We start from the raw sequence: 25520 nt of genomic DNA, 5'->3' as shown, positions 1-25520 counted from the left end.
AGATCAAGGAGAAGTACCGTGCCCGACCCCTCCCCCACGCTCCCCGAGGTCTCCGAGCAGGTCCGCGCGCTCCACGCCCGGATGACCCTCGAGGAGAAGCTCGCCCAGCTCGTGGGCTACTGGCTCGACCAGAGCGGCACCGTCGCACCGATGCAGTCCGAGATGGCCTCGGGCCAGAAGGACCCCGGTCGGCTCGCGGAGATCACCGAGCACGGGCTCGGGCACTACACGCGGGTCTACGGCACCCGGCCGGTCGACCCTGTCGAGCGGGCGGGGTGGTTGTGGTCGGAGCAGCGGCGGCTCCAGAAGGAGACCCGCCTCGGCATCCCCGCCCTCGTCCACGAGGAGTGCCTGACGGGTCTGGCCGCCTGGAAGGCCGCGACCTTCCCGACGCCGTTGGCCTGGGGGGCGTCCTTCGACCCTGACCTCGTCCACGAGATGGCCCGGCTCATCGGCACCTCGATGCGCCAGCTCGGGATCCACCAGGGCCTCGCCCCGGTCCTCGACGTCGTGCGCGACCCGCGCTGGGGACGGGTCGACGAGTGCATCGCCGAAGACCCGTACCTCGTGGGGACCGTGGGCACGGCCTACGTCCGAGGCCTGCAGGACGCCGGCGTGCACGCGACCCTCAAGCACTTCGTCGGGTACTCGGCCTCGACCGCCGGGCGCAACCACGCCCCCGTGAGCGCCGGGCCTCGGGAGATCGCCGACGTCTTCCTCCCGCCCTTCGAGATGGCCGTCCTCGACGGCCGGGCCCGGTCCGTCATGAACTCCTACACAGACATCGACGGGGTCCCCGTCGCGTCGACCCCTGCCTACCTCACCGAGATCCTGCGGGAGCGCTGGGGATTCGACGGCGTGGTCGTCGCCGACTACTTCGCTGTCGCCTTCCTCGAGGTCATGCACGCCGTCGCGGCAGACCGGGGCGAGGCCGCAGCCCTCGCGCTCCAGGCCGGCATCGACATCGAGCTGCCGACCGGCGACGCGTACCTCGAGCCGCTCGCGGCGAAGGTGCGTGACGGCTCGCTCGACGAGGCCTTCGTCGACAGGGCTGTGCTGCGGGCTCTGGCGCAGAAGGACGACCTCGGTCTCCTCGACCCCGCGGCCTTCGACGACGGTCCGCCCGAGGAGGTCGACCTGGACTCTCCGGCGCACCAGGAAGTCGCCAGGCGCCTGGCCGAGGAGTCGGTCGTGCTGCTGTCCAACGACGGTGTGCTGCCGCTGCTCCGCGACGGGGCCGCCCCAGCGCGGGTCGCTGTCGTGGGACCGAACGCGCACCGGGCGGAGGCCCTCATGGGGTGCTACTCCTTCGCCAACCACGTGCTCGCCCACCACCCCGGGCTGCCGCTCGGCTTCGACATCCCGACGGTCTTCGAGGGGCTGGCGGCCGCCTTCGCGGGGGACGGTGTCGAGCCGCCGGAGCTGCGCTTCGTGGAGGGCTGCTCGGCCGAGGGCGACGACACGTCGGGCTTCGCCGACGCCGTCTCCGCGGTCGAGTCCTCCGACGTCGCCGTGGTCGTGGTGGGTGACGACGCCGGTCTGTTCGGCCGCGGGACCGTGGGCGAGGGCAACGACACGGAGTCGCTCGAGCTGCCGGGGGTCCAGCGCCGGCTGGTCGACGCGCTGCTCGCCACGGGCACTCCCGTCGTCCTCGTCCTGCTCACAGGTCGTCCCTACGCCGTCGGCTGGGCCCTCGACGGACCTGACGGCACCGATGGTCTCGACGCCGCGGGCCCGCGCCCGTCCGCCGTGGTGCAGGCCTTCTTCCCCGGGGAGGGTGGAGGACTGGCCGTGGCCGACGTCCTCGTCGGCCGGGTCAACCCCTCCGGTCGCCTGCCCGTGTCCATGCCGCGAGCCGCCGGGGCCCAGCCGTACTCCTACCTGCACCCGCGGCTCGGCGGGCCCTCCGACGTCACGTCGACAGACCCGACACCGGTCCGTCCCTTCGGTTTCGGGCTCTCGTACACCACCTTCGACTACACAGACCTCGAGGTCAGCCCCTCGGTCGTGGCCGGTGAGGCGTTCACGGCGGCAGTCACCGTGACCAACACCGGGGCTGTCGCCGGGGTCGACGTCGTGCAGCTCTACGGGCACGACGTCGTCGGGTCGGTCGCCCGCCCGCTCGTCCAGCTGCTCGGTTATGCACGAACCGCCCTCGAGCCTGGAGAGTCCCGCCGGCTCGAGCTCACGGTGCCCACGGCACGCCTGGCCTTCTCCGACCGGCGGATGGTCCGTGTGGTCGAGCCCGGCGACGTCGAGGTCTGGTTCGGGGCGCACTCGGCCGCCTCACGCCGGGTGACCAGCACCGGGGACTCGACAGGGGGCGCCATCACGAACGTCCGGGCGACCGGCACCGCCGAGCTCCCCGGCGCGGCGACGGAACGCCACAGGCTCGCGGTCACGGGAGACGTGCACGAGGTCACCCCGGCCGACGCTCGGCTCGTGAGCGTGCGGGTCGTCGGATGAGCGACCTGGCTCAGACGTGCCCGGCGCGGTCGCTGGCACGGGGACAGGCCCCGGCCCGGACGCCTGCGGCCCAGGCCCGTCGGCACGGCACGGCCGTGATCGGGGCTACGATCCGCCTATGAAGAGCCGGGTCACGATCGTCGACGTCGCCGAGGCCGCAGGGGTCTCCGTCGCCACGGTCTCCAAGGTCGTCAACGAGAGGTACGGCGTCGCTGCAGCGACCCAGGTCCGCGTCCAGGGGGTGATCGAGACGCTGGGCTACGAGTCCAGCCTCGTCGCGCGCAGCATGCGGGCGCACAAGACGCACGTGATCGGCGTGCTGGTCGCCGAGTTCGAGCCGTTCAGCGCGGAGATCCTCAAGGGCGCCGCCTCGGCCCTCGCCGAGACCGACTACGAGCTGCTCGCCTACACGGGCGCGCAGCGCAGCCGGCGCGAGGGCTGGGAGCGTCGCTACCTGTCAAGGCTCAGCGGGACGCTCATCGACGGCGCGCTCCTCGTGACCCCGACGGTGAGCGATGCGAGCACCTCGGTGCCCGTGGTCGCGATCGACCCGCACACAGGACCCCTCGGCCTGCCGACCGTCGACTCGGACAACGTCACCGGGGCTCGCGCCGCGACAGAGCACCTCGTCGCCCTCGGGCACCGCCGGATCGCCTTCGTGGCCGGGCGGTCCGACCTCGCGTCGTCGGCCCTGCGCGAGAAGGGCTTCCGCGACGCCATGGCCGAGGCCGGTCTCGTCGTCGACCCTGACCTCGTCCGCGTCGGTGAGTACTCGAAGGAGTCGGCGCGCGCGGCGGCCACCGAGCTGCTGACGCTGCCGGCACCCCCGACGGCGATCTTCGCGGCGAACGACCTGTCGGCTCTCGAGACGATCAAGGTCGCGCACGAGCGCGGGCTCGACGTCCCCGGGGACCTGTCGGTGGTCGGCTTCGACGACATCCCTGAGTCCACGGGCGGCATCCCGCCCCTGACCACGGTCCACCAGCCGATCCAGGAGATGGGCGCCGCAGCGACCCGGCTGCTCGTCGCGCTGATGAACGGCACACCCGTCGACAGCACCTACGTCACGCTGCCGACCTCGCTCGTCGTCCGGGGGACGACGCGGAAGCTGGGCTGAGGGCGGCTCGGCTGTCCGGCGCCGAGCTGGTGCCCCCGCAGGGGTTCGAACCCTGACTGTGCCGATTTTAAGTCGGCTGCCTCTGCCAGTTGGGCTACGGGGGCCACGCTGCCCGGCCGGTCACGACCTGCACGGCAGGTGTCGGACGATACAACACCGGGCGCTGCGACGGGGGCAGGCAGACCGGAGCCGCGCCTCAGCAGACGACGACGGGGACGCACCGTCACGGTGCGTCCCCGTCGGGGTCGGGCGCTCCGCCTCAGCAGAGCACCCCGTGAGGCGTCGTCAGGACTTCGACGCGTCCTCGGTGTTGTTGGTCTCCGTCGGAGCCATCGGGGTGGTCTTCGCGGCCTCGGCCGGAGCCTCCTTCGGCTTGGCCGGCACGGAGACCGCGCGGAACTCGGCGCGCGGGTCGTGGATCGAGCCGAGGGAGACGACCTCGCGGCGCAGGAAGTACGTCCCGAACCAGTTGGTGAGGATGCGGATCTTGCGGCTCGCGGTCGGCATCGCGGCGACGTGGTACGCGCGGTGCATGACCCAGGCCGGGAAGCCCTTGAGCTTGATCGAGCCGAAGAGGATCGCGACACCCTTGTGCAGACCGAGCGAGGCGACGGTGCCGAGGTTCTTGTGCTTGTACTCGGTGACCGGGCCCGACTTCAGCGACTGGAAGAGGTTGTCGGCCATGACCTTCGCCTCACGGATCGCGTGCTGGGCGTTCGGCGGGCAGAACTTGCCCGGGTTGTAGAGGTCGGGGACCGCTGCGCAGTCACCGGCGCCCCAGGCGCCCTCGACGACGTTGCCGTCCTCGTCCGCGACCTGGAGGGTCGGCAGGACCATGAGGCGGCCCATCTTGTCGAGCGGCAGGTCCGAGGTGCCGAGCACCGGGTTGGCCTTGACGCCAGCGGTCCAGACGATGGTCTCGGAGTCGAACTCGACACCCGTCGAGGTGACGACGTGGCCGTCGACGCACGAGCTGAGGAAGGTCGAGAGGTGGAACTCGATGCCGCGCTTCTTCATCTCGGCGAGGGCGTAGTTGGCCATCTCGAGGGTGAGCTCGGGGAGGATGCGGTCCGTGCCCTCGATCATGACGAAGCGGATGTCGTCCTGCGAGACGCCCGGGAGGTTCTTGGCGGCCGCGCGGGCCATGTCCTCGGTCTCGGCGAGCGCCTCGATGCCGGCGAACCCACCACCCACGAAGGTGAAGGTGAGCATGCGGCGGCGGAGCTCGGGGTCCCAGGTGGACGACGCGAGGTTGATGCGGTTGAGGATGTGGTTGCGGAGCGCCACGGCCTCTTCGACGTTCTTGAAGCCGATGCCCTGCTCCGCGAGTCCCGGGATCGGGAGCGTGCGGGCGACCGAGCCGAGGCCGACGATGAGGTGGTCGTACGTGATCGAGTACACGTCGCCCTCTTCGGGGGTGATCTCGATCGTGCGGTTGCCGTGGTCGATGTTCGTGACCTTGCCCTGGAGCGTGTCGACGTGCTTGAGCGCGCGGCGGTGCGGCGCGACGACGTCACGGTCCTGGATCGAGCCGGCCGCGACCTCGGGGAGGAACGGCGCGTAGGTCATGTACGGGCGAGGGTCGACGACGACGATCGCAGCCTCGCGGCGCCCGAGGCGCTTGCGGAGGCGACGGGCCGAGTAGAGGCCGACCGATCCACCACCGAGCACGACGATGCGCGGAACCTTGCGCGGCTTGGGCGCGCGTGCAGGTTCCGTCGACGATGAGGAGGACGCACTAGCCGGGGTCACGTCAGTCTGAGCCATACAGCCATGATATTCGCGGGTCTTTGGTCCGCGAACCCGGAACGCAGTGATCCGCGGCACAGAAGCTCTCACATCTCGTGCACACGGCGTCCACCTGCGACGACGAGAGGTACGCCAACGGCGAACCTCCCGCCCGGGCTCACGCCTGAGCGACGCTCCAGGCGATCCCGTCGAGGATGTCGTGCTCGCTCGTGACGACCTCGGTGAGCTCTCCACCGGAGGCGGCGACCTCGTCGCGCACACGGCGGACGACCTCGGACCACACGAGGGCCCCGGCAGCGATGACGTCGACACGGCCCGGGTGCATGAAGCCGAGGGCGGCGCGCTCGTCGCGCGTCTTGGACAGGAGGTCCTCGCAGGCCGCGAGGGTCTGCTCGACGGTCAGCACAGACCCGTTGATGCGGTCACGGTCGTAGCGCTCGAGCCCGAGGGCGTGCGCTGTCACCGTCGTGACGGTGCCTGCGAGGCCGACCAGAGTCCCGGCCTGGCCGAGCGGGACGACGAGGGCAGCGGCGTCGAGCGCAGCCCTGACGTCGCTGCGGGCGGCGTCGACCTGCTCTGCGGTCGGCGGGTCGAGCGTGAGGTGGCGCTCGGTCATGCGGACGCAGCCGACGTCCATCGACCGCGCGGCGTCGGGGGCGTCGGTGCCGAGGACCACCTCGGTCGAGCCGCCACCGAGGTCGACGACGAGGTAGGGCGCCGTGTGGCCTGCTCCGAGGACGCTCGTCGCCCCGCGGAAGCTGAGCTCGGCCTCTTCGTCGCCCGAGATGACCTCGGGCTCGACGCCGATCGCCGCGAGGACCCCGTCCACGAAGTCTTGGCGGTTCTCGGCGTCACGGGACGCCGAGGTCGCGACGAAGCGCACGCGCTCTGCGCCGAGCTCGTGGCACGTCTGCGCGTAGCGGCGGGTGGCCTCGAGGGTGCGCTCGAGCGCCTCGGGGGCCAGCCTCCCGGTCTTGTCGACGCCCTGACCGAGCCGGACGACCTCCATCTCGCGGACCAGGTCCGTGAGGGTGCCGGCCTCGACGTCGACGTCGGCGACGAGCAGGCGGATCGAGTTGGTGCCGCAGTCGATCGCGGCGACGCGACGGGTTCCCGGGGCGGGCGCCTGTGCCGCTGTCGAGGTGTCGGGCGAAGAGGGGGTGGTGTGTGCAGCCGAGGTCATGAGACCTAGCCTGCCACCTCCCGCCGACACCCGCGGACCCGACCGGTCTGCTCCTGTCAGCAGGTGCAGCGGTCCTGTCGCCAGCTGTGCGCGATGAGCCCGAGCGCCTCGTCGCCGAGGGGGTTCACGCCAGGTCCGGCCGCGAGTGCGTGACCCACGAGCACGTGCAGGCACTTGACGCGGGTGGGCATGCCACCTGCGGAGATCCCGGCGATCTCCTCGACGTGACCGAGCTCTTCGCGCTGGGCCAGGTAGTGCTCGTGGGCGGCCCGGTACGCGGCGGCGAGCTCCTCGTCCTCGAGCAGGCGCTCGGACATCTCCTTCATCACGCCGTTCGCCTCGAGCGTGCTCGCGGCCGCGACGGCGCCCGGGCTCGTGAGGTAGTACGTGGTCGGGAACGGGGTCCCGTCGTCGAGCCTCGGCGCTGTGCGCACGACGAGCGGGCGCCCGCAGACGCAGCGTGCAGCGATGCCGACGACCCCGCGGGGGACGCGTCCGAGCTGCTCGGCGAGGACCTCGAGGTCACGCTCGGTGACGGCTGTCGGGTCTGGGACGACGGCGGGTGCCAGCTCGGTCACGGGGCGTTCCTTCGTTCGGGTGGGCTTCGATCGCGCGGACCATTGTCTCCCGGATCCCCCGCTGCCCGGAACCAGGAGGTCAGCCGGTCTGCCCGGCCACCCCGACGGAGTCCCAGACCGTGGAGTACCAGGGCTGGTCCTCGACGAGGCCCGAGGTGACGGCGCCGTCCTCGACGGCGCCCTGGGTCTCGGCGGGCACGGGCTCCTCGACGGACTCGGGGTCGACGACCCTGTAGGCCTGCTCCCCCGGGAACACGAAGGTCAGCCGCTCGCGCGCCTGGGCGATCACGAACCTGTCGTCCTGCCAGCGGCTGAGCTCGTTGGTCGCGTCGGCGTTCTGCTCCTGGATCTGCGCGAGCTGCGACCTCAGCTCTTCGTTGGCAGAGCGCTGCTTGAAGAACTGCAGCGCTGTCGGCAGCGTGAGGATGAACCCCATGAGCGCGACCAGGATGATGACAGCCGACCGCACCGTGAAGATGCGCACCCAGCCGCGGGGCTTCGCGACGGGCGCGGGTCCGCTCTGACGGACCGGCGCCGGCCGGACAGCACGGTTCGACCCCGTGGACCCGCCTCGGGGAGCGGAGCTCCCACGGGGCGCTGGGGCGCTGCGCGGGGTGGGCGCGCTGCGCGGGGCTGACCGTGGAGCGGCCCCGGCGGTCCGGCCGGTCGGCCGCGGGACCGAGGGGACGTCCCCGGTCCGTGACGACGCCGGGCGAGCGGCCTTCCGACCCGACCCCGGGCTCGCGGCACCGTCAGGACGGGGCGCGGGAGGGCGGGAGGAGGGAGGCACAGGGCAATCCTGCCCCGTCGGCCCGGAGGACGCAGCGCGCGACTCGCCAGCCTCCACATCCCTCACACACCCCGCACCCCGTCCGGGCGGCGCACGCGGTCAGGTGCGCCACGCGGTCACGCGGTGCTGGCGGCGTACCGCGCGGGATCTGCGTCGAAGGCCGGCCCGCAGCCTGGGCAGCAGAAGTGGTAGCGCTGGCCCTCGTGGTCGCGGAACAGTCCTGCTGCCTCGGCCGACGCCTTGCTGACAGGGGTGCCGGCCATGACCGGGCAGGTGGTCATGTCCTCGCTCGGGGGTGCGAGCAGGTTCTCGGTGCCGCTGACCGCCGCGGCGGGGTTCGCCGCTCCGGTGCTGCAACAGCTGGCTGGCTGCGGGGCGTCCTGGTTCATGGGTGGTTCCTCTCGTGCGGTGCATGGGTGGGTAGGTGTGCCGGGTCCGGGGAGCTCATCGCGTGGTGACGCTCCGGAACCCGCGCAGGCGCAGGCTGTTGCCCACGACGAAGACGCTCGAGAGCGCCATCGCAGCCCCTGCGAGCATCGGGTTGAGCATGCCGAGCGCTGCGACGGGGATCGCCGCGACGTTGTAGGCGAAGGCCCAGAACAGGTTGGTCTTGATCGTCCGGAGCGTCGCGCGAGACAGCCGGATGGCATCGACGGCGCTGCGCAGGTCGCCACGCACCAGCGTGATGTCGGAGGCCTCGATCGCGACGTCCGCTCCGGTGCCCATCGCCAGGCCGAGGTCCGCCTGCGCGAGCGCCGGGGCGTCGTTGACGCCGTCGCCGATCATCGCGACGACCCTCCCCTCGGACTGCAGGCGGGTGACGACGTCGACCTTGTCCTTCGGGAGGACCTCGGCGATCACCTCGTCGATACCCACCTCCGCGGCGATCTGCCGGGCGACGGCCTCGTTGTCCCCGGTGAGGAGCACAGGGGTCAGCCCGAGCGCCTTGAGCTGGGTGACGGCCTCGGCGCTCGTCGGCTTGACGGTGTCGGCGACCACGAGGACACCGCGTGCCTGCCCGTCCCAGCCGACAGCGACGACGGTCTTCCCCTCGCCCTCGGCCCGGGTCTTGGCAGCGACCAGCGCAGGGCTGAGCTCCTGGGACCACTCGGCGAGCAAGGACTGGCGACCGACGAGGACGGCGCGGCCGTCCACGACACCCTGCACCCCCTTGCCCTCGACGTTCGCGAAGTCCTCGGGGACCGCGAGCGCCCCGACCTCCTGCCTCGCACCCTGGGCGACAGCCTGCGCGATCGGGTGCTCGGAGGCGTCTTCGAGCGAGCCGGCGAGCCGCAGCAGCTCGGCGCGGTCTGTCCCGGGCTCGACCACGACGTCGACGAGGGTCATCTTCCCCGTCGTGACCGTCCCGGTCTTGTCCAGGACGACAGTGTCGATCGCGCGGGTCGACTCGAGCACCTCCGGGCCCTTGATGAGCACACCCATCTGCGCACCCCGGCCTGTGCCGACCAGGAGCGCCGTCGGCGTCGCGAGCCCGAGCGCGCAGGGGCAGGCGATGACCAGGACCGCGACCGCAGCCGTGAAGGCCGCGCTCACGGGGAAGCCTGCGCCCAGCCACCCGCCGAGCGCTGCGGCGGCGATCACGATGACGATCGGCACGAACACACCGGAGATCCTGTCGGCCAGGCGCTGGACCTCGGCCTTGCCGGTCTGGGCGTCCTCGACGAGACGGGCCATCTGCGCGAGCTGGGTGTCTGACCCGATGCGGGTAGCGCGGACCACGAGGCGTCCACCGGCGTTGGTCGTCGCGCCGGTGACGGCGTCCCCTGCCGAGACCTCGACAGGGACCGACTCACCCGTGAGCATCGACTCGTCCACGGCTGACGTCCCGGACACCACGACACCGTCCGTGGCGATCTTCTCACCGGGCCGCACCACGAACTCGTCGCCCGCAGCGAGGTCCTCGACCGGGATCTTCGTCTCGACGCCGCCGCGCAGCACCGAGACCTCTTTGGCGCCGAGCTCGAGCAGCGCGCGCAGGGCCGCCCCGGCCTGCTTCTTGGAACGTTTCTCGAAGTACCGACCGGCGAGGATGAACATCGTGACGCCGGCACCCACCTCGAGGTAGATGTTCGCCGCACCGTCGGACGGTGCGAGCGTGAGCTCGAAGGGGTGCGTCATGCCCGGGGTGCCCGCGGTGCCGAAGAACAGCGCGTACAGCGACCACAAGAACGCGGCGGAGGTACCCACCGAGATGAGCGTGTCCATGGTCGCGGTGCCGTGCCGGAGGTTCGCCCACGCGGCCTTGTGGAACGGCCACGCCGCCCACACGATCACCGGGGAGGCGAGGACGAGCGAGGCCCACTGCCAGTAGGTGAACTGCCAGGCCGGGACCATGGCCATCGCGATGACGGGCACCGTCAGCACGACAGCACCGATCAGCCGGTGGCGCAGCGAGACCAGCTCAGGGTCTTCGCCGTCTGCGGTCGGACCGTCCGTGCTCCCGCCCACGGGGGCGGGCAGGGCGGCGCCGTACCCGGTCTTCTCGACCTCGGCGATCAGCATCGCCGGGTCGAACCCGTCCGGGACCGTCACCCGGGCCTTCTCGGTCGCGTAGTTCACGGTCGCGACGACGCCGTCGAGCTTGTTGAGCTTCTTCTCGATCCGCATGGCGCAGGAGGCGCAGGTCATCCCGCTGATCTCCAGCTCGATGCAGGCGGTCACGCCCGGAGGGGCAGTCGTGCTCATGTCAGTTCCTTCTCTCGGCTGGTGGGAGTGGGTCCGACCTCTCGGTCAGTGCTCCTCCGGGTGCGGTCCGCTCTCGGGTCCCGCGGGGTCGGCGCCGGGTTCGGCGTCGAGCACGAGCTCGGCGGTGCGGACCTGACCGTCGACCTGGAAGTCCAGGTACAGCAGGTACCGGCCCGCGGTCGGGGTCTGGGCCGCGAAGGTGATCTCCGGCCCGGCTGTCTGACCGGGCTCCGGGTCGCCGCCCTCGGCGTGGACGTGCAGATAGGCGAGGTCGCCGTCGCGCAGCGCGACGAGGTGGCCGAAGGCCCCCAGGTACGGCTCGAGGGCGACGACAGGCTCGCCGTCCCTGGTGACGGTGAAGGTGAGCTCGCTGGCCTCCCCCACGACCAGCTCGCCGTCGACGGTCACGGTGAAGCCGTCCACCTGGTCGCTCCGGGCCGGCTGCGGGACCACGGGGACCAGGTCCCCGGCGACCTGGACCGTGCGAGTCAGCGTGAGGGACTCCTCGGCGCCGGCCGGCGTGACGTCGGCGTAGACGCGGTAGCTCCCGGCTGCTGCCCACTCCCAGGGCGTCGACCAGGTCCCTGTGGTCTCGTCCAGCTCGGGGTGGACGTGGCGGAACTGGCTGCCGTCGGCCCGCACCACGATCAGGTGCAGGTCCTTCTCGTGCGCTGTCGTGTACTGCGTGACCGGCGCCCCCGAGGCGTCCCGGACCTGGAAGCTCAGCTCGCCGGTCTCACGGACCTGCGTCGGTGCGTCGACCGACGAGAGCTCGTACCCGGCGGCGCCGAGCGCGAGGCCCGCGAGCCCGCTGTCCGCAGGTCCGGTCCCTGTGGTCTCTGTCGTCACGGCGCTCTCGGCTCCGTGGTCTTGTCCGTGCTCGTCCATCTCGTCTCCTCTGGTCCAGCTGTCGACGGTGCTCTCGGGCACGACCGCCCCGGCGACGCCGTAGGCGCCACCGAAGGTCAGCGCGATCCCGAGGCCGTAGAGACTCAGTCGCGCCCAGGTCTTCATGCGGACCGCACGGCCGAGTAGCCGGCCTCGTCGACGGCCGCCAGGACCTGTGCGTCGTCGAAGGCACCGGAGCCCGTCACGACGAGCCGGCCTGTCGCGGCGCTCACCTGGATGTCGACGACCCCGGCGACCGCGCCGACCTCCTCGCGGACCGAGAGCTCGCAGTGCCCGCAGGTCATGCCGCTCACCTGGTACTCCTTCGTGGCCATGACGGACCGTCCTCTCATGCGTCTGGATACCCCCACGGGGTATCTCGTCCCCTGGAACGTATACCCCGCTGGGGTATTCCACAAGGGCGGGTCGAGAGATGCCACGTTCGCTGCGCTCCAGAGTCTTGGATACCCCTACGGGGTACGTCCGCAGATCCGAACAAGTTGTCCACCAGCAGGTTCGTCTCGCGCTGACACCTATACCCCCCATGGGTATTCCTTGGCGAGCGCCGGGTCCGCCGGCCCATCCTCAGGAGGAGATCTCATGTCTACCCACCCCCCGTCGTCCAGGAAGCGGTGGCTCGGCCTCGCGCTCATCGCCACGGCCCAGTTCGTGGTCATCATGGACACGTCGATCATCGGAGTCGCCCTCCCGGACATCCAGGCAGACCTCGGCTTCACGCCCGAGTAGTTGTCCTGGGTGTTCAACGCCTACGTCGTCGCCTTCGGGGGCCTGCTCCTGCTGGGCGGTCGCCTTGCCGACGTCTTCGGCGCCCGCAAGATCTTCGCGCTGGGCTGGTTCGTGCTGATCGTCGGGTCTGTCCTCGCCGGAGCCGCGAGCAGCATCGGGCTCGAGATCGCCGGCCGGGCGATCCAGGGTGCCGGGTCGGCGATGATCGCCCCGGCCGCACTGACCCTGCTGATGATGCTGTTCGGCGGCACACGCGACCTGCCGAAGGCCTTCGCCGTCTACGGCGCGGCGGCTCCGGTCGGAGGCAGCGCCGGGGTCTTCCTCGGAGGAGTCCTCACCGAGTACGCGAGCTGGCCCTGGGTCTTCTACGTCACCGTGCCGATCGCGGTCCTGGTGCTCGCGTTCACGGCGTCAGCCCTCCCGCGCACCGAGAAGAAGGCCTCAGGTTCCATCGACGTCGTCGGTGCGCTCACCGTGACCCTCGGTCTGGCGGCGCTCGTCTACGCGGTCGTCAACGCCCCGGAGGTCGGGTGGCTCGCGCTGCCGACCCTCGCCGCGCTGGCCGCCGGCGTCGTGCTGCTGGTGATCTTCTTCGTGGTCCAGGCGCGGAGCCGCAACCCTCTGCTCCGGCTCGGGCTGCTGCGTGCGCCTCTGCTCGCTGCCGCGAACGGCGCACAGCTGATGCTCGGCGCCGCGTGGGTCTCGATGTGGTTCTTCCTCAACCTCTACCTGCAGCAGGTCCTCGGCGCGAGCGCCTTCGCGGCCGGCGCGGCGCTCCTGCCGATGACAGGGCTCGTCGTGCTCGTCATGCTCGCTGTCGCACCTCGGCTCCAGGAACGCTTCGGCGCGAGGTCGCTCATCGTGACGGAGCTGCTGCTGCTCGCAGCCGGGCTCGTGTGGCTGTCCTTCGTCCGTCCTGACGGCAGCTATGCCGTCGACGTGCTGCCCGCCTCGCTCCTGGCCGCCCTCGGCATGTCCCTCACCTTCGTGCCGTCCCTCGGCACGGCGATCAACGCCGCGCCACCCGCTGAGACCGGAGTCGCGTCGGGCCTCGTGAGCACGAGCTACCAGATCGGCTCCGCGCTCGGGCTCGCCGCGCTCACGGCCATCGTCTACGTGGTCGCCGGCACCGACCCCGCACCGGTCGACCTCACAGCCGGTTACTCGGCCGCCTTCGTCGGAGCGGCGGTCCTCGCACTCGTCGGCGCTGTCGTGACGGCCGTCGCGATGTCGAGGCCCCGCGTGGGCACTCACGCGACCGACGCGCCGGTCAACGACTGGCGGTCAGCGGCCGGACAGCAGCGTGTGTCTCCTGCTCTTTCCAGGTCGACGCGACCGGCCTCTCGCAGGAGACCACGACCGGTCTCTCACCGGAGACGACGACGCCCGGTGGCCCCTCACGGGACCACCGGGCGTCGTCAGCAGGTCAGCGACCTACCTGTGAGCTGATGCTCAGGCGTTCCAGCGCGGGAAGGCCGAGGCACCGGCGTAGACAGCCGAGTCGCCGAGGGACTCTTCGATACGCAGGAGCTGGTTGTACTTGTTGATGCGCTCGCCACGGGCGGGGGCACCGGTCTTGATCTGGCCAGCGTTGGTCGCGACGGCGAGGTCGGCGATCGTCGTGTCCTCGGTCTCGCCCGAGCGGTGCGAGATCATCGCGGTGAAGCCGGCGCGCTGCGCGAGCTGGACAGCGTCGAGGGTCTCGGTGAGGGTACCGATCTGGTTGAGCTTGACGAGCAGCGAGTTGGCCGAGCGGGCCTTGATGCCCTTGGCCAGACGCTCCGGGTTGGTGACGAAGAGGTCGTCACCGACGATCTGCACCTTGTCCCCCACGAGGGCGACAAGCTCGGCCCAGGAGTCCCACTCGTCCTCGGACAGCGGGTCCTCGATCGAGACGAGGGGGTAGTCGGCGACGAGCTGCGCGTAGTACGCGACCATGTCGGCCGGGCTCGTGGCCTTGCCCTCGAACTGGTAGGCACCCTCGGAGAAGAACTCGGTCGCTGCGACGTCGAGCGCGAGGCCCACGTCGACGCCCGGCTTGAAGCCGGCCTTCTCGATCGCGACGAGGATCAGGTCGAGCGCGGCACGGTTGCTCGAGAGGTTCGGCGCGAAGCCACCCTCGTCACCGAGACCGGTCGAGAGGCCCTCGCTCTTGAGGACGGACTTGAGGGAGTGGTAGACCTCGGCGCCGATGCGCAGGCCCTCGCGGAACGAGGAGGCACCGATCGGGGCGACCATGAACTCCTGGATGTCGACGTTGGAGTCGGCGTGCGACCCACCGTTGAGGATGTTCATCATCGGGACGGGGAGGACGTGGGCGTTCGGGCCGCCGACGTAGCGGAAGTACTCGAGGCCTGCGGACTCCGCAGCGGCCTGCGAGACGGCGAGCGAGACGCCGAGGATCGCGTTGGCGCCGAGCTTGCCCTTGTTCGGGGTGCCGTCGAGGTCGATCAGCGTGGAGTCGAGCTCGCGCTGCTCCTCGGCCTCGAGGCCGATGATCTCGGGGGCGATCTCTTCGTTGACGGCGTCGATGGCGCCCTGGACGCCCTTGCCGAGGTAACGGCCCTTGTCACCGTCGCGGCGCTCGACTGCCTCGAACGCACCCGTGGACGCACCGGAGGGCACGCCTGCGCGGGCGGACGAGCCGTCGTCGAGGACGACCTCGACCTCGACAGTGGGGTTTCCGCGGGAGTCGAGGATCTCGCGTGCGTAGACGACTTCGATGCTGGCCACAGATGCTCCTTCTAAGGACTACGGGTTTACGACCCAACACTAGTCGGATCCGGGCGGTCCTGGGGCGGGATGTTCGACCTATGGCGCACACGTTCACGCCCGAGCCACCCCCGCGTCACCGCTGCGCCACGTCGGTCAGGGGCCCGCGTGACGCTCCACGTCACGGATCTCAGACTCGAGCGTGCGCAGGGCCGCGCGGAGCGCACCTTCGGCGTCGACGTCTGCCGCCTGGGCCCTGCGGACGACGGCGAGCAGCTCCGCGCCGACCTCCTCGGAGGTCAGACCTACCGGGCCGGGCGCCTTTGCCGCCCCGCCGTCCGCTGCCCCGTCGTCCGGCAAGCCCGCACGCTGGGCTCGCGAGACCACCTTCTGCGCGCGCGAGAGCGCGCCCTGGTCGAGAGGGATGCCGTCGAGGACCGACGCACGAGCCTTCTCCTGCTGCTTGATCTGGTCCCAGCGCGTGGTGAGGTGCGCGGCGTCGACGTACTCGTCGTCGCCGAACACGTGCGGGTGGCGACGGTGCAGCTTGGCGACGAGGTCGGCGGCGACGTCGTCGAGGGTGAAGGGGTCGTCCTGGTCCTCCGCGGCGATCCGCGCGTGGAAGACGACCTGGAAGAGGACGTCGCCGAGCTCTTCGCGCAGCCCGGCCCTGTCCCCGGTCTCGATGGTCTCGACGAGCTCGTAGGTCTCCTCGAGCAGGTACCTCACGAGCGACTCGTGGGTCTGCTCGGCGTCCCACGGGCACCCGCCCGGGGAGCGCAGCACGTCCATCGCCTCGACGAGGTCGCGGAGCGGGTCGGCGTCGCGGAGCGGCTCGGCGTCACGGAGCCGGTCGGCGTCACGGAGCCGGTCGGCGTCGCGGAGCGGGTCGCGGACGGTGCCGGAGGGCTCGGTGCCTGACGGCTCGGTGCGGGCAGCAGAGGTCATGCTCCGATTCTGCCGCAGCCTCGACGCACGACGGGCTCGTCGCCACCACGAGGGTGGACGACGAGCCCGTCGGCGGGGCTGGGGACGGCCTGCGGTCGCAGGCCGTCCTCCTCGGTCAGACCGAGACCTTCTCCTCCGCGCCGATCGCGGCGACGATGTCGTCGACGCGCTGCTTGGCGTCGCCGAAGAGCATCGCGGTGTTCTCCTTGAAGAACAGCGGGTTCTGGACCCCGGCGTACCCGGTGGCCATCGACCGCTTGAACACGACCACCTGCTTGGCCTTCCACACCTCCAGGACGGGCATCCCGGCGATGGGCGAGCCCGGGTCGTCGAGAGCGGCCGGGTTGACCGTGTCGTTCGCACCGATGACCAGCACGACGTCGGTCTCGGGGAGGTCGTCGTTGATCTCGTCCATCTCGAGGACGATGTCGTACGGGACCCTGGCCTCGGCGAGCAGCACGTTCATGTGGCCCGGGAGGCGTCCGGCGACGGGGTGGACACCGAAGCGCACGTCGACGCCCTGGGCCCGCAGCCGCGAGACGAGGTCCGCGACAGGGTACTGCGCCTTGGCGACGGCCATGCCGTAGCCGGGCGTGATGACCACGGAGCGGGCTTCCGAGAGCATCTCGGCGACCTCGACGGCGGTGACCTCGCGGTGCTCGCCGTAGTCGGTGTCGTCGGAGCCTGCGGCGGGGGCGCCGTCGTCAGAGCCGAAGCCGCCCAGGATCACCGAGACGAAGGACCGGTTCATCGCCTTGCACATGATGTACGACAAGATCGCACCGGAGGAGCCGACGAGCGCACCGACGATGATCAGCAGGTTGTTGCTCAGCATGAACCCGGCCGCGGCGGCAGCCCACCCGGAGTACGAGTTGAGCATCGACACGACGACAGGCATGTCGCCGCCTCCGATCGACGCCACGAGGTGCCAGCCGATCGCGAGCGCGACGACCATCATGACGAGCAGCGGCCACACCGAGGGGCTGGCGAGGAACCAGACGAGCAGCCCTGCGCACGCGAGAAGCCCGGCGAGGTTGAGCAGGTTGCGCCCGGGGAGGGTGAGCGGCGAGGACTTGATGCGCGCCGAGAGCTTGAGGTACGCGACGATCGACCCTGTGAAGGTGATGGCCCCGATGAAGATCCCGAGGAACACCTCCACGAGGTGGAGCGTGTCTGCGTGGGTCTCGGTGAGGTAGGAGTTGACGCCGACCAGCACTGCGGCGAGACCGACGAAGCTGTGCAGCATCGCGATCATCTCTGGCATCTGCGTCATCTCGACGCGTCGTGCCTGCCAGGTGCCGACGCCCGCACCGACGACGAAGACCATCGCGATGAGCAGGGCTGTGACGAGGACCGGCCGCTCGCTGCTGTCGAGGCCGAGGGCCACGGTCGCGAGCAGGGCCAGCCCCATGCCCAGCATGCCGAAGATGTTGCCGCTGCGGGCTGTGCTCTGCTTCGAGAGCCCGGCCAGACTGAGGATGAAGAGGATCGCGGCGAGGACGTACACGGCCTGCGCGAGGGAGGCGAGCGTCATGTCAGGCGTCCTTCCGGAACATGGTGATCATGCGGTAGGCCACGAGGAACCCGCCGAAGATGTTGATGCTGGCGACTGTCGCGGCGACGAGGGCGAGCGAGGTGACCCACCAGTCGTCGCTGCCGATCTGCAGCAGCGCGCCGACGAGGATGATCCCCGAGATGGCGTTCGTCTGGGCCATCAGCGGGGTGTGCAGCGAGTGGCTCACGTTGGAGATGACGTAGTAGCCCACGAAGACGGCGAGCACGAAGACCGTGAAGAACCCGACGAAGGCCGGTGGGGAGAACGCCACGGCGAGCCCGAGGAGCACTGCTCCGAGCCCGTAGGTCGCCAGGCGGCGCTGGCTCTGGCGCCGGGCGGCCTCGGCGGCCAGCCGCGCCGCCACGACGGGGTCGACGGCGGGGACCACTGCGGCGACCGGGGCCGGCGCTGCTGCCGAGACCTGGACGGGCGGCGGGGGCCACAAGACCTCTCCCCCGAGCGTGACGGTCATCCCGCGCTGCACGACGTCGTCCATGTCGAGGACGATCTGGCCGTCCTTGCCGGGCGTGAGCAGCTTCATGAGGTTGACGATGTTCGTGCCGAGGAGCTGCGAGGTGTGCTTGGGCAGCCGGCTCGCGAGGTCGGTCCAGCCGATGATCGTCACGCCGTCGTCGGTGACCACGACGCTCCCGGGGACCGTGAGCTCGCAGTTCCCGCCGCCTGAGGCGGCGAGGTCGACGACGACGCTGCCTGGACGCATGGCCGCGACCATCTCGGCCGTGATGGTCCGCGGAGCAGAGCCCCGCACGAGAGCCGTCGTGATGACGATGTCGGCCCAGGCGCTCTCCTGGGCGTACATGACGGCGGTCAGCCGCTCCTGCTCGTCGGTCATCGCCTGGGCGTAGCCGTCTGAGGACACCTCTTGCTGGGCGGCCTGCGCCTGGACGAACTCTGCGCCCATCGACTCGATCTGCTCACCGGCCTCGGGCCGCACGTCGAACGCTCGGACCTGCGCGCCGAGGCTGACCGCGGCACCGATGGCCGCGAGCCCGGCGACGCCGCCGCCGATGACGAAGACCTTGGCCGGAGCGGTCTTGCCCGCTGCCGTGACCTGCCCGGCGAACATGCCGCCGTAGGCCTCGGCGGCCTCGATGACCGCGCGGTAGCCCGCGACGTTGGACATGGTGCTGAGGACGTCGAGCGCCTGGGCGCGGGAGATCCGCGGGACAGCGTCGAGGGCGAGGGCGTTGACGCCCTGCTGCCAGAAGGCCTGGACGAGGTCCGGGCGTGCGGCCGGCGCCATCATCGACACGATCGTCGCCCCCGAGCGCAGCCGCGCGATGTCGTCGTCGGCCGGCGGGTTGACACAGGTGACGATGTCGCTGGCCCACACCTCGTCGTGGCCGACGACCGACGCCCCGGCGGCGACGTAGCTCGCGTCGTCGAAGCTGGCCTCTGAGCCCGCTCCGCTCTCGACAGCGACGTCGTAGCCGAGCGCGACGAGCTGCGTGACCGTGGTGGGGGTCGCCGCGACGAGCCTCTCCCCCGGACGTGTCTCGCGGGGTGCTCCGATCTTCATCGATTCTCCTCGTTCACTGGTCCGTGGACAGGCCGGTCGGCCGGAACCGGGTGCTGGGACGGCGTACGCCCCAGCGGATGGAGCCTGGTCTACCACACACGGCGGTAAGCGTTTTCCAAGCGGCAGTCGACACTCCGTCACCGGTCTGGTCTGGAGGTGGTGGGGGGCGTCGTGCGCCGACCCACCGTCCATGGTGACGCACGACTGCCCGCGGACGCAGGGACCTAAGCCCTTGCTGACCTGCGTCGCGGACCGGTCGCGTCATCGCCGCGGGCGCTGGGCACCCGGCCTGCCGCGGGCTCCCGGCCGGCTGCCCCGCGCGCCCGCTACCGGCGCGTCCCGACCGACGCTGCTGCCGACACGTCGCCCGTGATGACGGCGTCGATGAGCTCCGTGGCCCAGGCGAGGATCTCCGCCCCTCGCAGCGGCCGACCGCCGATGCGACCGGTGGTCGGGAAGGGCACGAGGACCGAGCGGATCGCCGGCTTGAGGATCGTCCCGGGGTACAGACGCTTGAGGCGCAGCTCTGCAGACTCGGCGAGGTCGACGGGCGCGAAGCGCACGTACTTGCCCTGGGCCGTGACGTCGGAGAGACCGGCAGCCCGCGCGTGGTTGCGGAAGGCCGCCACGTCGAAGAGGTTGCCGACCACCTCGGGGACCGCACCGTACCTGTCGACGAGCTCGGCTCGGATGTCCGCGAGGTCGGCGTCGGTCTGGGCCGCCGCGATCTTGCGGTACGCCTCGAGGCGCAGCCGCTCGTGCGCGATGTACTCGTGCGGCAGGTGCGCGTCGACGGGGAGCTCGATGGTGACCTCGGGCGCCTCTTCCTCGGCCTCGCCGCGGAAGGCCGCGACGGCCTCGCCGACCATCCGCACGTAGAGGTCGAAGCCGACGCCGGCGATGTGCCCGGACTGCTCACCGCCGAGCAGGTTGCCTGCGCCGCGGATCTCGAGGTCCTTCATGGCCACGGCCATGCCCGAGCCGAGGTCGGTGTTGGCCGCGATGGTCGCGAGACGGTCGTGCGCAGTCTCCGTCAGGGGACGCTCGGGCGGGTAGAGGAAGTACGCGTACGCCCTGTCCCGCCCACGCCCCACGCGCCCGCGGAGCTGGTGCAGCTGGGAGAGGCCGAGCATGTCGGCGCGCTCGAGGATCAGCGTGTTGGCGTTCGAGATGTCGAGCCCGGTCTCGATGATGGTCGTGCAGACGAGCACGTCGAACTTCTTCTCCCAGAAGTCCATGATCACGCGCTCGAGCTGGTGCTCGCCCATCTTGCCGTGAGCCACCTCGATGCGGGCCTCGGGCACGAGCTCTTTGAGGCGCGCGGCCGTCCGGTCGATCGAGTCGACCTTGTTGTGCACGTAGAACAGCTGGCCCTCGCGGAGCAGCTCACGGCGGATCGCCGCGGTGATCTGCTTGTCGTCGTAGGCCCCGACGTAGGTGAGCACCGGGTGGCGCTCCTCAGGCGGCGTCGCGAGCGTCGACATCTCCCGGATCCCGGTGACAGCCATCTCGAGGGTCCTGGGGATCGGCGTCGCGCTCATCGCGAGGACGTCGACGTTGGTGCGCAGCTGCTTGAGCGTCTCCTTGTGCTCCACGCCGAAACGCTGCTCCTCGTCGACCACGACGAGCCCGAGGTCTTTGAAACGGATGGACCCTGACAGCAGGCGGTGCGTCCCGATGACCACGTCGACCGTGCCCTCCTTGAGACCGTCGACGACCTCCTTCGCCTCTTTGTCGGACTGGAAGCGCGAGAGGCCCTTGACCACGACGGGGAATCCCGCGTAGCGCTCGGCGAAGGTGTCGTAGTGCTGCTGGACGAGCAGGGTGGTCGGGACCAGGACCGCGACCTGCTTGCCGTCCTGCACAGCCTTGAAGGCAGCCCGGACCGCGATCTCGGTCTTGCCGTAGCCGACGTCGCCGCAGACCAGACGGTCCATCGGGATCGTCTTCTCCATGTCCTGCTTGACCTCGTCGATGGTCGCCAGCTGGTCGGGCGTCTCGGTGTACGCGAAGGCGTCCTCGAGCTCGCGCTGCCACGGGGTGTCCGGCCCGAAGGCGTGGCCCTTGGTCGCCATGCGCGCCGAGTAGAGACGGATGAGCTCGGAGGCGATCTCCTTGATCGCCTTCTTCGCCCTGCCCTTCGTCTTGGCCCAGTCCGAGCCGCCCATCTTGTTGAGGGCCGGGGACTCACCACCGGTGTACTTGGTCACCTGGTCGAGCTGGTCCGTCGGGCAGAAGAGCCGGTCTCCGGGCTGGCCGCGGCGCGAGCTCGCGTACTCGATGACGAGGTACTCACGGGTCGCGGCAGCAGCACCGCCACCCAGGGTGCGCTGGACGAGCTCGATGAACTTCCCGACACCGTGCTGCTCGTGCACCACGAAGTCGCCAGCCCTCAGCTGGAGGGGGTCGACGATGTTGCGGCGCTTCGACGGCATCTTGCGCATGTCGCGGGTCGAGGACCCGGCACGGCCTGTCATGTCCGACTCGGAGAAGACGGCGATCTTGAGGTCGGGCGCGACGAACCCTGGACCGAGCGGCGCCGGGGTCACGAGGACCACCCCGCCCTCGGGGTCCGTGGTGATCTCCCCGACGAGACGCGCGGGTGCGTCGGCGCTGCTCAGCTGCTCGACCATGCGCTTGGCCGGGCCGTGGCCCTCGGTCGTCATGATGAGTCGCCAGCCGGCGTGCTGGAGCCCGCGGACGTCGTCGAGGGCGCGCGAGACGTCACCGTGGTACGCCTCGACCTCACGGGCACCGATGCGCAGCACGTCGGCGTCAGGGTCCTGGAGGGGTGCGTCCTCGTCGCTGTCGTCCTCGGGGTTGTCGAGCCCGAAGGGGCTCAGGGTCCACCAGCCGAGGCCACGGCGGGCCGAGAGGTCCCGGGCGTCGTCGATCGTGTCGAAGGAGGCTGCGCTGAGGTCGATCGGGGTCGACCCGCCGGCCGCGGCCGAGGTCCATGCCGCAGCGAGGAACTCCTGGGTGGTCGCGACGAGGTCGTGCGCACGGCGGCGGACCCGCTCGGGGTCGCTCAGCACGACGAGGGCGTCGTCGGGGACGAGGTCGAGGACGGGCACCATGCGGTCGACGAGGACCGGGGCGAGGGACTCCATGCCCTCGACGGCGATACCGGCGCCCATCTTGTCGAGCATCTCGGCGGCGCCCGGGAGCTGCTCGACGAGGGCCGAGGCACGGTCGCGAACGTCGTCGGTGAGCAGCATCTCGCGGCACGGCGGTGCCCAGACGCCGTGGTCGGCGATCTCGAGGCTGCGCTGGTCGGCGACCGCGAACCAGCGGATCTCCTCGACCTCCTCGCCCCAGAACTCGACACGCAGCGGGTGGTCCTCGGTCGGTGGGAACACGTCGAGGATCCCGCCGCGCACGGCGAACTCGCCACGGCGCTCGACCATGTCGACGCGGGCGTAGGCGGCCGCGGACAGCCTGTCGGCGACGTCCGCGAGGTCGGCGCGGTCACGGACCTCGAGGCGCACGGGCTCGAGGTCGCCGAGGCCCTCGACGACGGGCTGGAGCAGGGCACGCACGGGCATGACGAGGACGCGGACCGGTCCTGTCATGCCGAGGTCGGCCGAGGGGTGGGCCAGCCGGCGGAACACGGCGAGTCGCTTGGCGACGGTGTCCGAGCGCGGTGACAGACGCTCGTGCGGGAGCGTCTCCCACGCGGGCAGCACCGCGACGTCGTCGTAGGGCAGGTAGCAGCGCAGCGCCGAGGCGAGGTCGTCGGCCTCGCGGCCCGTCGCCGTGACGACCACGAGCGGGCGCGAGCCGTCGGCACCGGTCTCCGGGATGAGGCCTTCACTCGCACGGGCACCGGCCATCGCGGCCAGCAACGGCGGGCGCACGCCCGCCGGGCCGATCACGTCGAGCGCGCCGCGGGCCCGCACACGGTCGACCGTGGCGCGCGCGCCCTGGTCCTCGAGGAGAGCGGAGATGATGCCCGTGAGATTCATGTGTCCTTCACCAGTGCCGACGATCGGCCGGCCAGACGCCGGTCGTGCGCTCCCGCTGCGCCCGGCACAGCCGGTCGGGGCAACGCGAACAGGCCCGAATCATGAATGATCCGGGCTACGTGCTTCTAGCGTACGACGCACCACCGACATCGCGCGGGGAGGCCCCCGCCAGGACCGAGGAGGCCCCCGGGCACCAGGGTCAGCGCTGGTCGTCGGGGATCGGGATCGGCTGCGGGCCGGGCCGCGGCGTCCGGTCCGGCGGGGTGAGAGGGCCGGGCTCACCACCGGGGCCTGTGGGCACCGGGAGCGGGAGCGGGTCGACAGTCGGTCCCGGGGCTGGTGCGACCGGGGTGCTGGTCGGCGGTGGCTGCTGCTGGAGCAACCACTCCTCGTGCGAGTCAGCGACGATCCCGGCAGCATGCTGCAGGCTCGCCGTCGTCGCGCGGAGCCTGGTCGTCGCCGTCTGCACGTCGCTGAGCCTCGTGCGGTCCACGTCGGCGTCGAGGGCGCTCTGCGCCACCGCGAGCGCGTCGACCAGCCCAGTGCGCGACGCGGGGTCGGCGACCTTGCCGTCCGTCGCCCTGAGGAGCTCGTCGGCGGAGAGGACAGCCGTCTCGAGGGTCGAGCGCGAGGAGTCGAGGTCGGCGAGCGCCGCGTCGAGGTCGGCGTCGGGGGTCGACGTGGCACTCGGCTCAGCCGTCGGTGAGCTGGTGCCTGGGTCGTCGGTCACCGTGCCTCCTGGGACAGGCTCGCGCTGGCTGGCGAGCAGCACGAGCACGACGACCGCTCCGACCACGAGCAGCACGGACAGGAGCGCGAGGAGGATCTGCCTCTGGCGGCGGGCGGACAGCGCGTCCGGTGCGCCGTCGTCGGGCAGATGGTCGAGCGGCGAGCGGTCCTGCGGCATCACGGCCCCTGTCAGTGGCATCGGTGCGGCTCGTTCGAGGGGTGAAATCTACAGGCTCGGAGAGCCTGCTGTCAGACCTCTCGTCTGCGGCTCTGGTGAACCTGTCACGCCCAGGCTGTGGACGGAGGCGATGCCTGTGCCGGCCCTGCCGTCGTCGCCAGCTCTGCCTCCGCGAGCGCAGCCCGCACGGGTGCGAGCCCGTCCTCGTCGTACCTGTCGCCGACGTCGTCGAGCATGTACCGGCACGCCCAGGCCGTGGCCCGGGCTGGCACCAGGTCCAGCTGCGCGCTCTCGGTCCACCCGTCGAGGAAGGCTCGCCAGGTCGAGTCCCCGAGCAGCGGGACGGCGTGGGGGTCGAGGTGGAAGATGCTCGCCGTACGCGCCCGGTCGAGGGCGGCAGGCCCGGCCGCGGCGTTGGTCCAGTCGATGACGGCGGTGACCTCGTCGTCGTCGCCGAGCACGATGTTGAGAGGGTGCAGGTCGAGGTGCAGCAGCACGTCCTCCTCGCTCCTGGGGTGGTCGTCGTCCCCTCGAACCCTGGCGAGCCCCGCAGGCGGGCGGACGGTGCTGATCGCGACCTGGGCTCTGCCGCACGCTGCCCCACGCCTGCGCGCCCTGTCGAGGCTCATCCCGTCGAGCGCAGCCGCGTCGGTCCCCGGCGCACGGCGGATCAGCGCCGCTGCACCGTCGCACGAGGGGCTGTCGTACCGGTCCACGAGCTCGGGCACCGGGACCACGGCTGCTGCGGCCGAGGACGCGAGCTGCTCGTGGTCGAGCACCTGCGGCCAGCTGAGACGCAGCACGACGTCGTCGACTCCGAGCACCCGCCCGGTCGCCCCACCGAGCGGCACGAGCCGCTCTGGGTCCAGCCCGAAGCTGCGCGACGCCTCGCGCACCAGCCGGGCGACGTCCTGCTCGTCCATGACATTCCCCTCCCTGCGACAGACCGGTGTCGCGCAGACCGATCATCACCCATGGTGACTTCTCCCCCAGCCTCCCACGAGAATTCAGCCCCGTGACCTGCGCTCACGCGGCTACGATCGGCGTGCCTGCAGCCCTCCGGTCGCAGAGCCCCTCACGAGAGAAGGCACTCCCACCATGTCGCCGTCCCTGTCCCGCCCCTCGGGCCTCTCCCTCCGCGGCCTGTCCGTCGTGGCACTGTCGGCCGTCGCCGCCCTCGCCCTGTCGAGCTGCTCCGTCTTCGACAGCTCGGGTTCCTCGAACGAGCCCCCGCGCGACGAGACGAACGGCCAGATCACCGAGACGGCCGACGCCGACGTCTTCTCCATCAAGGTCGGCGACTGCCTCGACTACGTGGCCCTCGGGTCGGGCGAGATCAACTCGGTCCCCGTCGTCCCGTGCGGCGAGCCGCACGACGGCGAGGTCTACGCGGAGATGTCGCTGCCCGACGGCGACTACCCCGGCGACGACGCCATCAGCCAGCAGGCAGACACGTACTGCTACGACCAGTTCGCGACCTTCGTCGGGATCCCCTGGGACGACTCGTCGCTCGACTACTCCCCGCTGACCCCCACGGCTGACAGCTGGGACGGCTTCGACGACCGTCTGATCCAGTGCGTCGTCGCCTCGCAGGACGACGTCACGGAGTCCTTCAAGGGCTCGCAGCTCTGACCCTCTCCGGACGACAGACGACGGGCCGCCCTACCTC

General features: G+C 71.0%; 20 protein-coding genes and 1 tRNA gene. 5 read left to right on the top strand and 16 right to left on the bottom strand.

Going from position 1 to position 25520, the window contains the following annotated elements:
* Positions 1–18: 18 nt before the first annotated feature.
* Together ASG53_RS17960 and ASG53_RS17955 are read left to right on the top strand one after the other, a co-directional pair.
* Complete coding sequence (locus ASG53_RS17960) at positions 19–2466, top strand: glycoside hydrolase family 3 N-terminal domain-containing protein (RefSeq protein ID WP_056136650.1); 2448 nt, start codon at positions 19–21, stop codon at positions 2464–2466.
* 118 nt (positions 2467–2584) lie between these two features.
* Complete coding sequence (locus ASG53_RS17955; RefSeq protein WP_056136647.1) at positions 2585–3583, top strand: LacI family DNA-binding transcriptional regulator; 999 nt, start codon at positions 2585–2587, stop codon at positions 3581–3583.
* 27 nt (positions 3584–3610) lie between these two features.
* Here the strand turns inward: ASG53_RS17955 and ASG53_RS17950 are convergent.
* From ASG53_RS17950 to ASG53_RS17910, 9 genes are all read right to left on the bottom strand, one after another.
* Positions 3611–3687 (bottom strand) — tRNA-Leu (locus ASG53_RS17950).
* A gap of 181 nt (positions 3688–3868) precedes the next feature.
* Positions 3869–5350, bottom strand: coding sequence for an NAD(P)/FAD-dependent oxidoreductase (locus ASG53_RS17945; RefSeq protein WP_056136645.1), 1482 nt, complete (start codon positions 5348–5350; stop codon positions 3869–3871).
* Positions 5351–5489: 139 nt separating this feature from the next.
* Positions 5490–6515 carry a Ppx/GppA phosphatase family protein gene (locus ASG53_RS17940; RefSeq protein ID WP_082544197.1) on the bottom strand — a complete coding sequence of 342 codons (1026 nt, stop codon included), beginning with the start codon at positions 6513–6515 and terminating at the stop codon, positions 5490–5492.
* Positions 6516–6571: 56 nt separating this feature from the next.
* Positions 6572–7093: a DUF501 domain-containing protein gene (locus ASG53_RS17935; RefSeq protein ID WP_056136643.1), complete on the bottom strand. Its 522-nt coding sequence runs from the start codon at positions 7091–7093 to the stop codon at positions 6572–6574.
* A gap of 79 nt (positions 7094–7172) precedes the next feature.
* The gene (locus tag ASG53_RS17930) at positions 7173–7529 is read right to left on the bottom strand and encodes an FtsB family cell division protein (RefSeq protein WP_156382886.1); all 357 of its coding nucleotides are present in this window, start codon (positions 7527–7529) and stop codon (positions 7173–7175) included.
* Between the two features lie 470 nt (positions 7530–7999).
* Complete coding sequence (locus ASG53_RS17925) at positions 8000–8272, bottom strand: YHS domain-containing protein (RefSeq protein WP_056136641.1); 273 nt, start codon at positions 8270–8272, stop codon at positions 8000–8002.
* 55 nt (positions 8273–8327) lie between these two features.
* Positions 8328–10589: a heavy metal translocating P-type ATPase gene (locus ASG53_RS17920; protein WP_056136639.1), complete on the bottom strand. Its 2262-nt coding sequence runs from the start codon at positions 10587–10589 to the stop codon at positions 8328–8330.
* A gap of 45 nt (positions 10590–10634) precedes the next feature.
* Positions 10635–11603 carry a hypothetical protein gene (locus ASG53_RS17915; protein ID WP_056136637.1) on the bottom strand — a complete coding sequence of 323 codons (969 nt, stop codon included), beginning with the start codon at positions 11601–11603 and terminating at the stop codon, positions 10635–10637.
* Entirely contained in the window at positions 11600–11812 is a 213-nt protein-coding gene (locus ASG53_RS17910) for a heavy-metal-associated domain-containing protein (protein WP_056136635.1), read from the bottom strand. Before ASG53_RS17910 ends, ASG53_RS17915 begins: the two co-directional genes overlap by 4 nt.
* A gap of 265 nt (positions 11813–12077) precedes the next feature.
* Between ASG53_RS17910 and ASG53_RS20460 the strand changes: the two genes are divergently transcribed.
* Together ASG53_RS20460 and ASG53_RS17905 are read left to right on the top strand one after the other, a co-directional pair.
* Positions 12078–12224 (top strand): hypothetical protein, encoded by a 147-nt coding sequence (locus tag ASG53_RS20460; RefSeq protein ID WP_235533991.1) that lies wholly within the window; start codon positions 12078–12080, stop codon positions 12222–12224.
* Positions 12225–12233: 9 nt separating this feature from the next.
* Entirely contained in the window at positions 12234–13673 is a 1440-nt protein-coding gene (locus tag ASG53_RS17905) for an MFS transporter (protein WP_235533990.1), read from the top strand.
* Positions 13674–13676: 3 nt separating this feature from the next.
* Here ASG53_RS17905 and eno read toward each other — a convergent pair whose 3' ends face one another.
* From eno to ASG53_RS20195, 7 genes are all read right to left on the bottom strand, one after another.
* Entirely contained in the window at positions 13677–14957 is a 1281-nt protein-coding gene (eno, locus tag ASG53_RS17900) for a phosphopyruvate hydratase (protein ID WP_056136632.1), read from the bottom strand.
* A gap of 135 nt (positions 14958–15092) precedes the next feature.
* The gene (locus ASG53_RS17895) at positions 15093–15884 is read right to left on the bottom strand and encodes a MazG family protein (RefSeq protein ID WP_082544196.1); all 792 of its coding nucleotides are present in this window, start codon (positions 15882–15884) and stop codon (positions 15093–15095) included.
* Between the two features lie 115 nt (positions 15885–15999).
* Positions 16000–17418 (bottom strand): Re/Si-specific NAD(P)(+) transhydrogenase subunit beta, encoded by a 1419-nt coding sequence (gene pntB / locus ASG53_RS17890; RefSeq protein WP_056136631.1) that lies wholly within the window; start codon positions 17416–17418, stop codon positions 16000–16002.
* Position 17419: 1 nt separating this feature from the next.
* Positions 17420–18979 (bottom strand): Re/Si-specific NAD(P)(+) transhydrogenase subunit alpha, encoded by a 1560-nt coding sequence (locus ASG53_RS17885; protein ID WP_056136628.1) that lies wholly within the window; start codon positions 18977–18979, stop codon positions 17420–17422.
* A gap of 326 nt (positions 18980–19305) precedes the next feature.
* Positions 19306–22944 carry a transcription-repair coupling factor gene (gene mfd / locus ASG53_RS17880; RefSeq protein WP_056136626.1) on the bottom strand — a complete coding sequence of 1213 codons (3639 nt, stop codon included), beginning with the start codon at positions 22942–22944 and terminating at the stop codon, positions 19306–19308.
* 199 nt (positions 22945–23143) lie between these two features.
* Positions 23144–23872 carry a hypothetical protein gene (locus tag ASG53_RS17875; RefSeq protein WP_156382885.1) on the bottom strand — a complete coding sequence of 243 codons (729 nt, stop codon included), beginning with the start codon at positions 23870–23872 and terminating at the stop codon, positions 23144–23146.
* Between the two features lie 83 nt (positions 23873–23955).
* The gene (locus ASG53_RS20195; RefSeq protein ID WP_056136623.1) at positions 23956–24774 is read right to left on the bottom strand and encodes a phosphotransferase family protein; all 819 of its coding nucleotides are present in this window, start codon (positions 24772–24774) and stop codon (positions 23956–23958) included.
* Positions 24775–24949: 175 nt separating this feature from the next.
* Here ASG53_RS20195 and ASG53_RS17865 point away from each other — a divergent pair, with 175 nt between their 5' ends.
* A complete protein-coding gene (locus tag ASG53_RS17865) occupies positions 24950–25483 on the top strand; it encodes a septum formation family protein (RefSeq protein WP_082544195.1) in 534 nt (177 codons plus the stop codon).
* Positions 25484–25520: the final 37 nt, after the last annotated feature.

Source organism: Sanguibacter sp. Leaf3 (assembly GCF_001425965.1).
GTDB classification, from domain to species: Bacteria; Actinomycetota; Actinomycetes; order Actinomycetales; family Cellulomonadaceae; genus Sanguibacter; species Sanguibacter inulinus.
This window is presented reverse-complemented; position numbering and strand designations above follow the sequence as displayed.

Excerpts from the sequence above, each read along its gene's own strand:
- ASG53_RS17955 (WP_056136647.1), top strand. The coding sequence starts at position 2,585 with ATGAAGAGCCGGGTCACGATCGTCGACGTCGCCGAGGCCGCAGGGGTC.
- ASG53_RS17945 (WP_056136645.1), bottom strand. The coding sequence starts at position 5,350 with ATGGCTCAGACTGACGTGACCCCGGCTAGTGCGTCCTCCTCATCGTCG.
- ASG53_RS17940 (WP_082544197.1), bottom strand. The coding sequence starts at position 6,515 with ATGACCTCGGCTGCACACACCACCCCCTCTTCGCCCGACACCTCGACA.
- ASG53_RS17930 (WP_156382886.1), bottom strand. The coding sequence starts at position 7,529 with ATGGGGTTCATCCTCACGCTGCCGACAGCGCTGCAGTTCTTCAAGCAG.
- ASG53_RS17925 (WP_056136641.1), bottom strand. The coding sequence starts at position 8,272 with ATGAACCAGGACGCCCCGCAGCCAGCCAGCTGTTGCAGCACCGGAGCG.
- ASG53_RS17920 (WP_056136639.1), bottom strand. The coding sequence starts at position 10,589 with ATGAGCACGACTGCCCCTCCGGGCGTGACCGCCTGCATCGAGCTGGAG.
- ASG53_RS17915 (WP_056136637.1), bottom strand. The coding sequence starts at position 11,603 with ATGAAGACCTGGGCGCGACTGAGTCTCTACGGCCTCGGGATCGCGCTG.
- ASG53_RS17910 (WP_056136635.1), bottom strand. The coding sequence starts at position 11,812 with ATGGCCACGAAGGAGTACCAGGTGAGCGGCATGACCTGCGGGCACTGC.
- ASG53_RS20460 (WP_235533991.1), top strand. The coding sequence starts at position 12,078 with ATGTCTACCCACCCCCCGTCGTCCAGGAAGCGGTGGCTCGGCCTCGCG.
- ASG53_RS17895 (WP_082544196.1), bottom strand. The coding sequence starts at position 15,884 with ATGACCTCTGCTGCCCGCACCGAGCCGTCAGGCACCGAGCCCTCCGGC.
- pntB (WP_056136631.1), bottom strand. The coding sequence starts at position 17,418 with ATGACGCTCGCCTCCCTCGCGCAGGCCGTGTACGTCCTCGCCGCGATC.
- ASG53_RS17885 (WP_056136628.1), bottom strand. The coding sequence starts at position 18,979 with ATGAAGATCGGAGCACCCCGCGAGACACGTCCGGGGGAGAGGCTCGTC.
- mfd (WP_056136626.1), bottom strand. The coding sequence starts at position 22,944 with ATGAATCTCACGGGCATCATCTCCGCTCTCCTCGAGGACCAGGGCGCG.
- ASG53_RS17875 (WP_156382885.1), bottom strand. The coding sequence starts at position 23,872 with ATGCCACTGACAGGGGCCGTGATGCCGCAGGACCGCTCGCCGCTCGAC.
- ASG53_RS20195 (WP_056136623.1), bottom strand. The coding sequence starts at position 24,774 with ATGGACGAGCAGGACGTCGCCCGGCTGGTGCGCGAGGCGTCGCGCAGC.
- ASG53_RS17865 (WP_082544195.1), top strand. The coding sequence starts at position 24,950 with ATGTCGCCGTCCCTGTCCCGCCCCTCGGGCCTCTCCCTCCGCGGCCTG.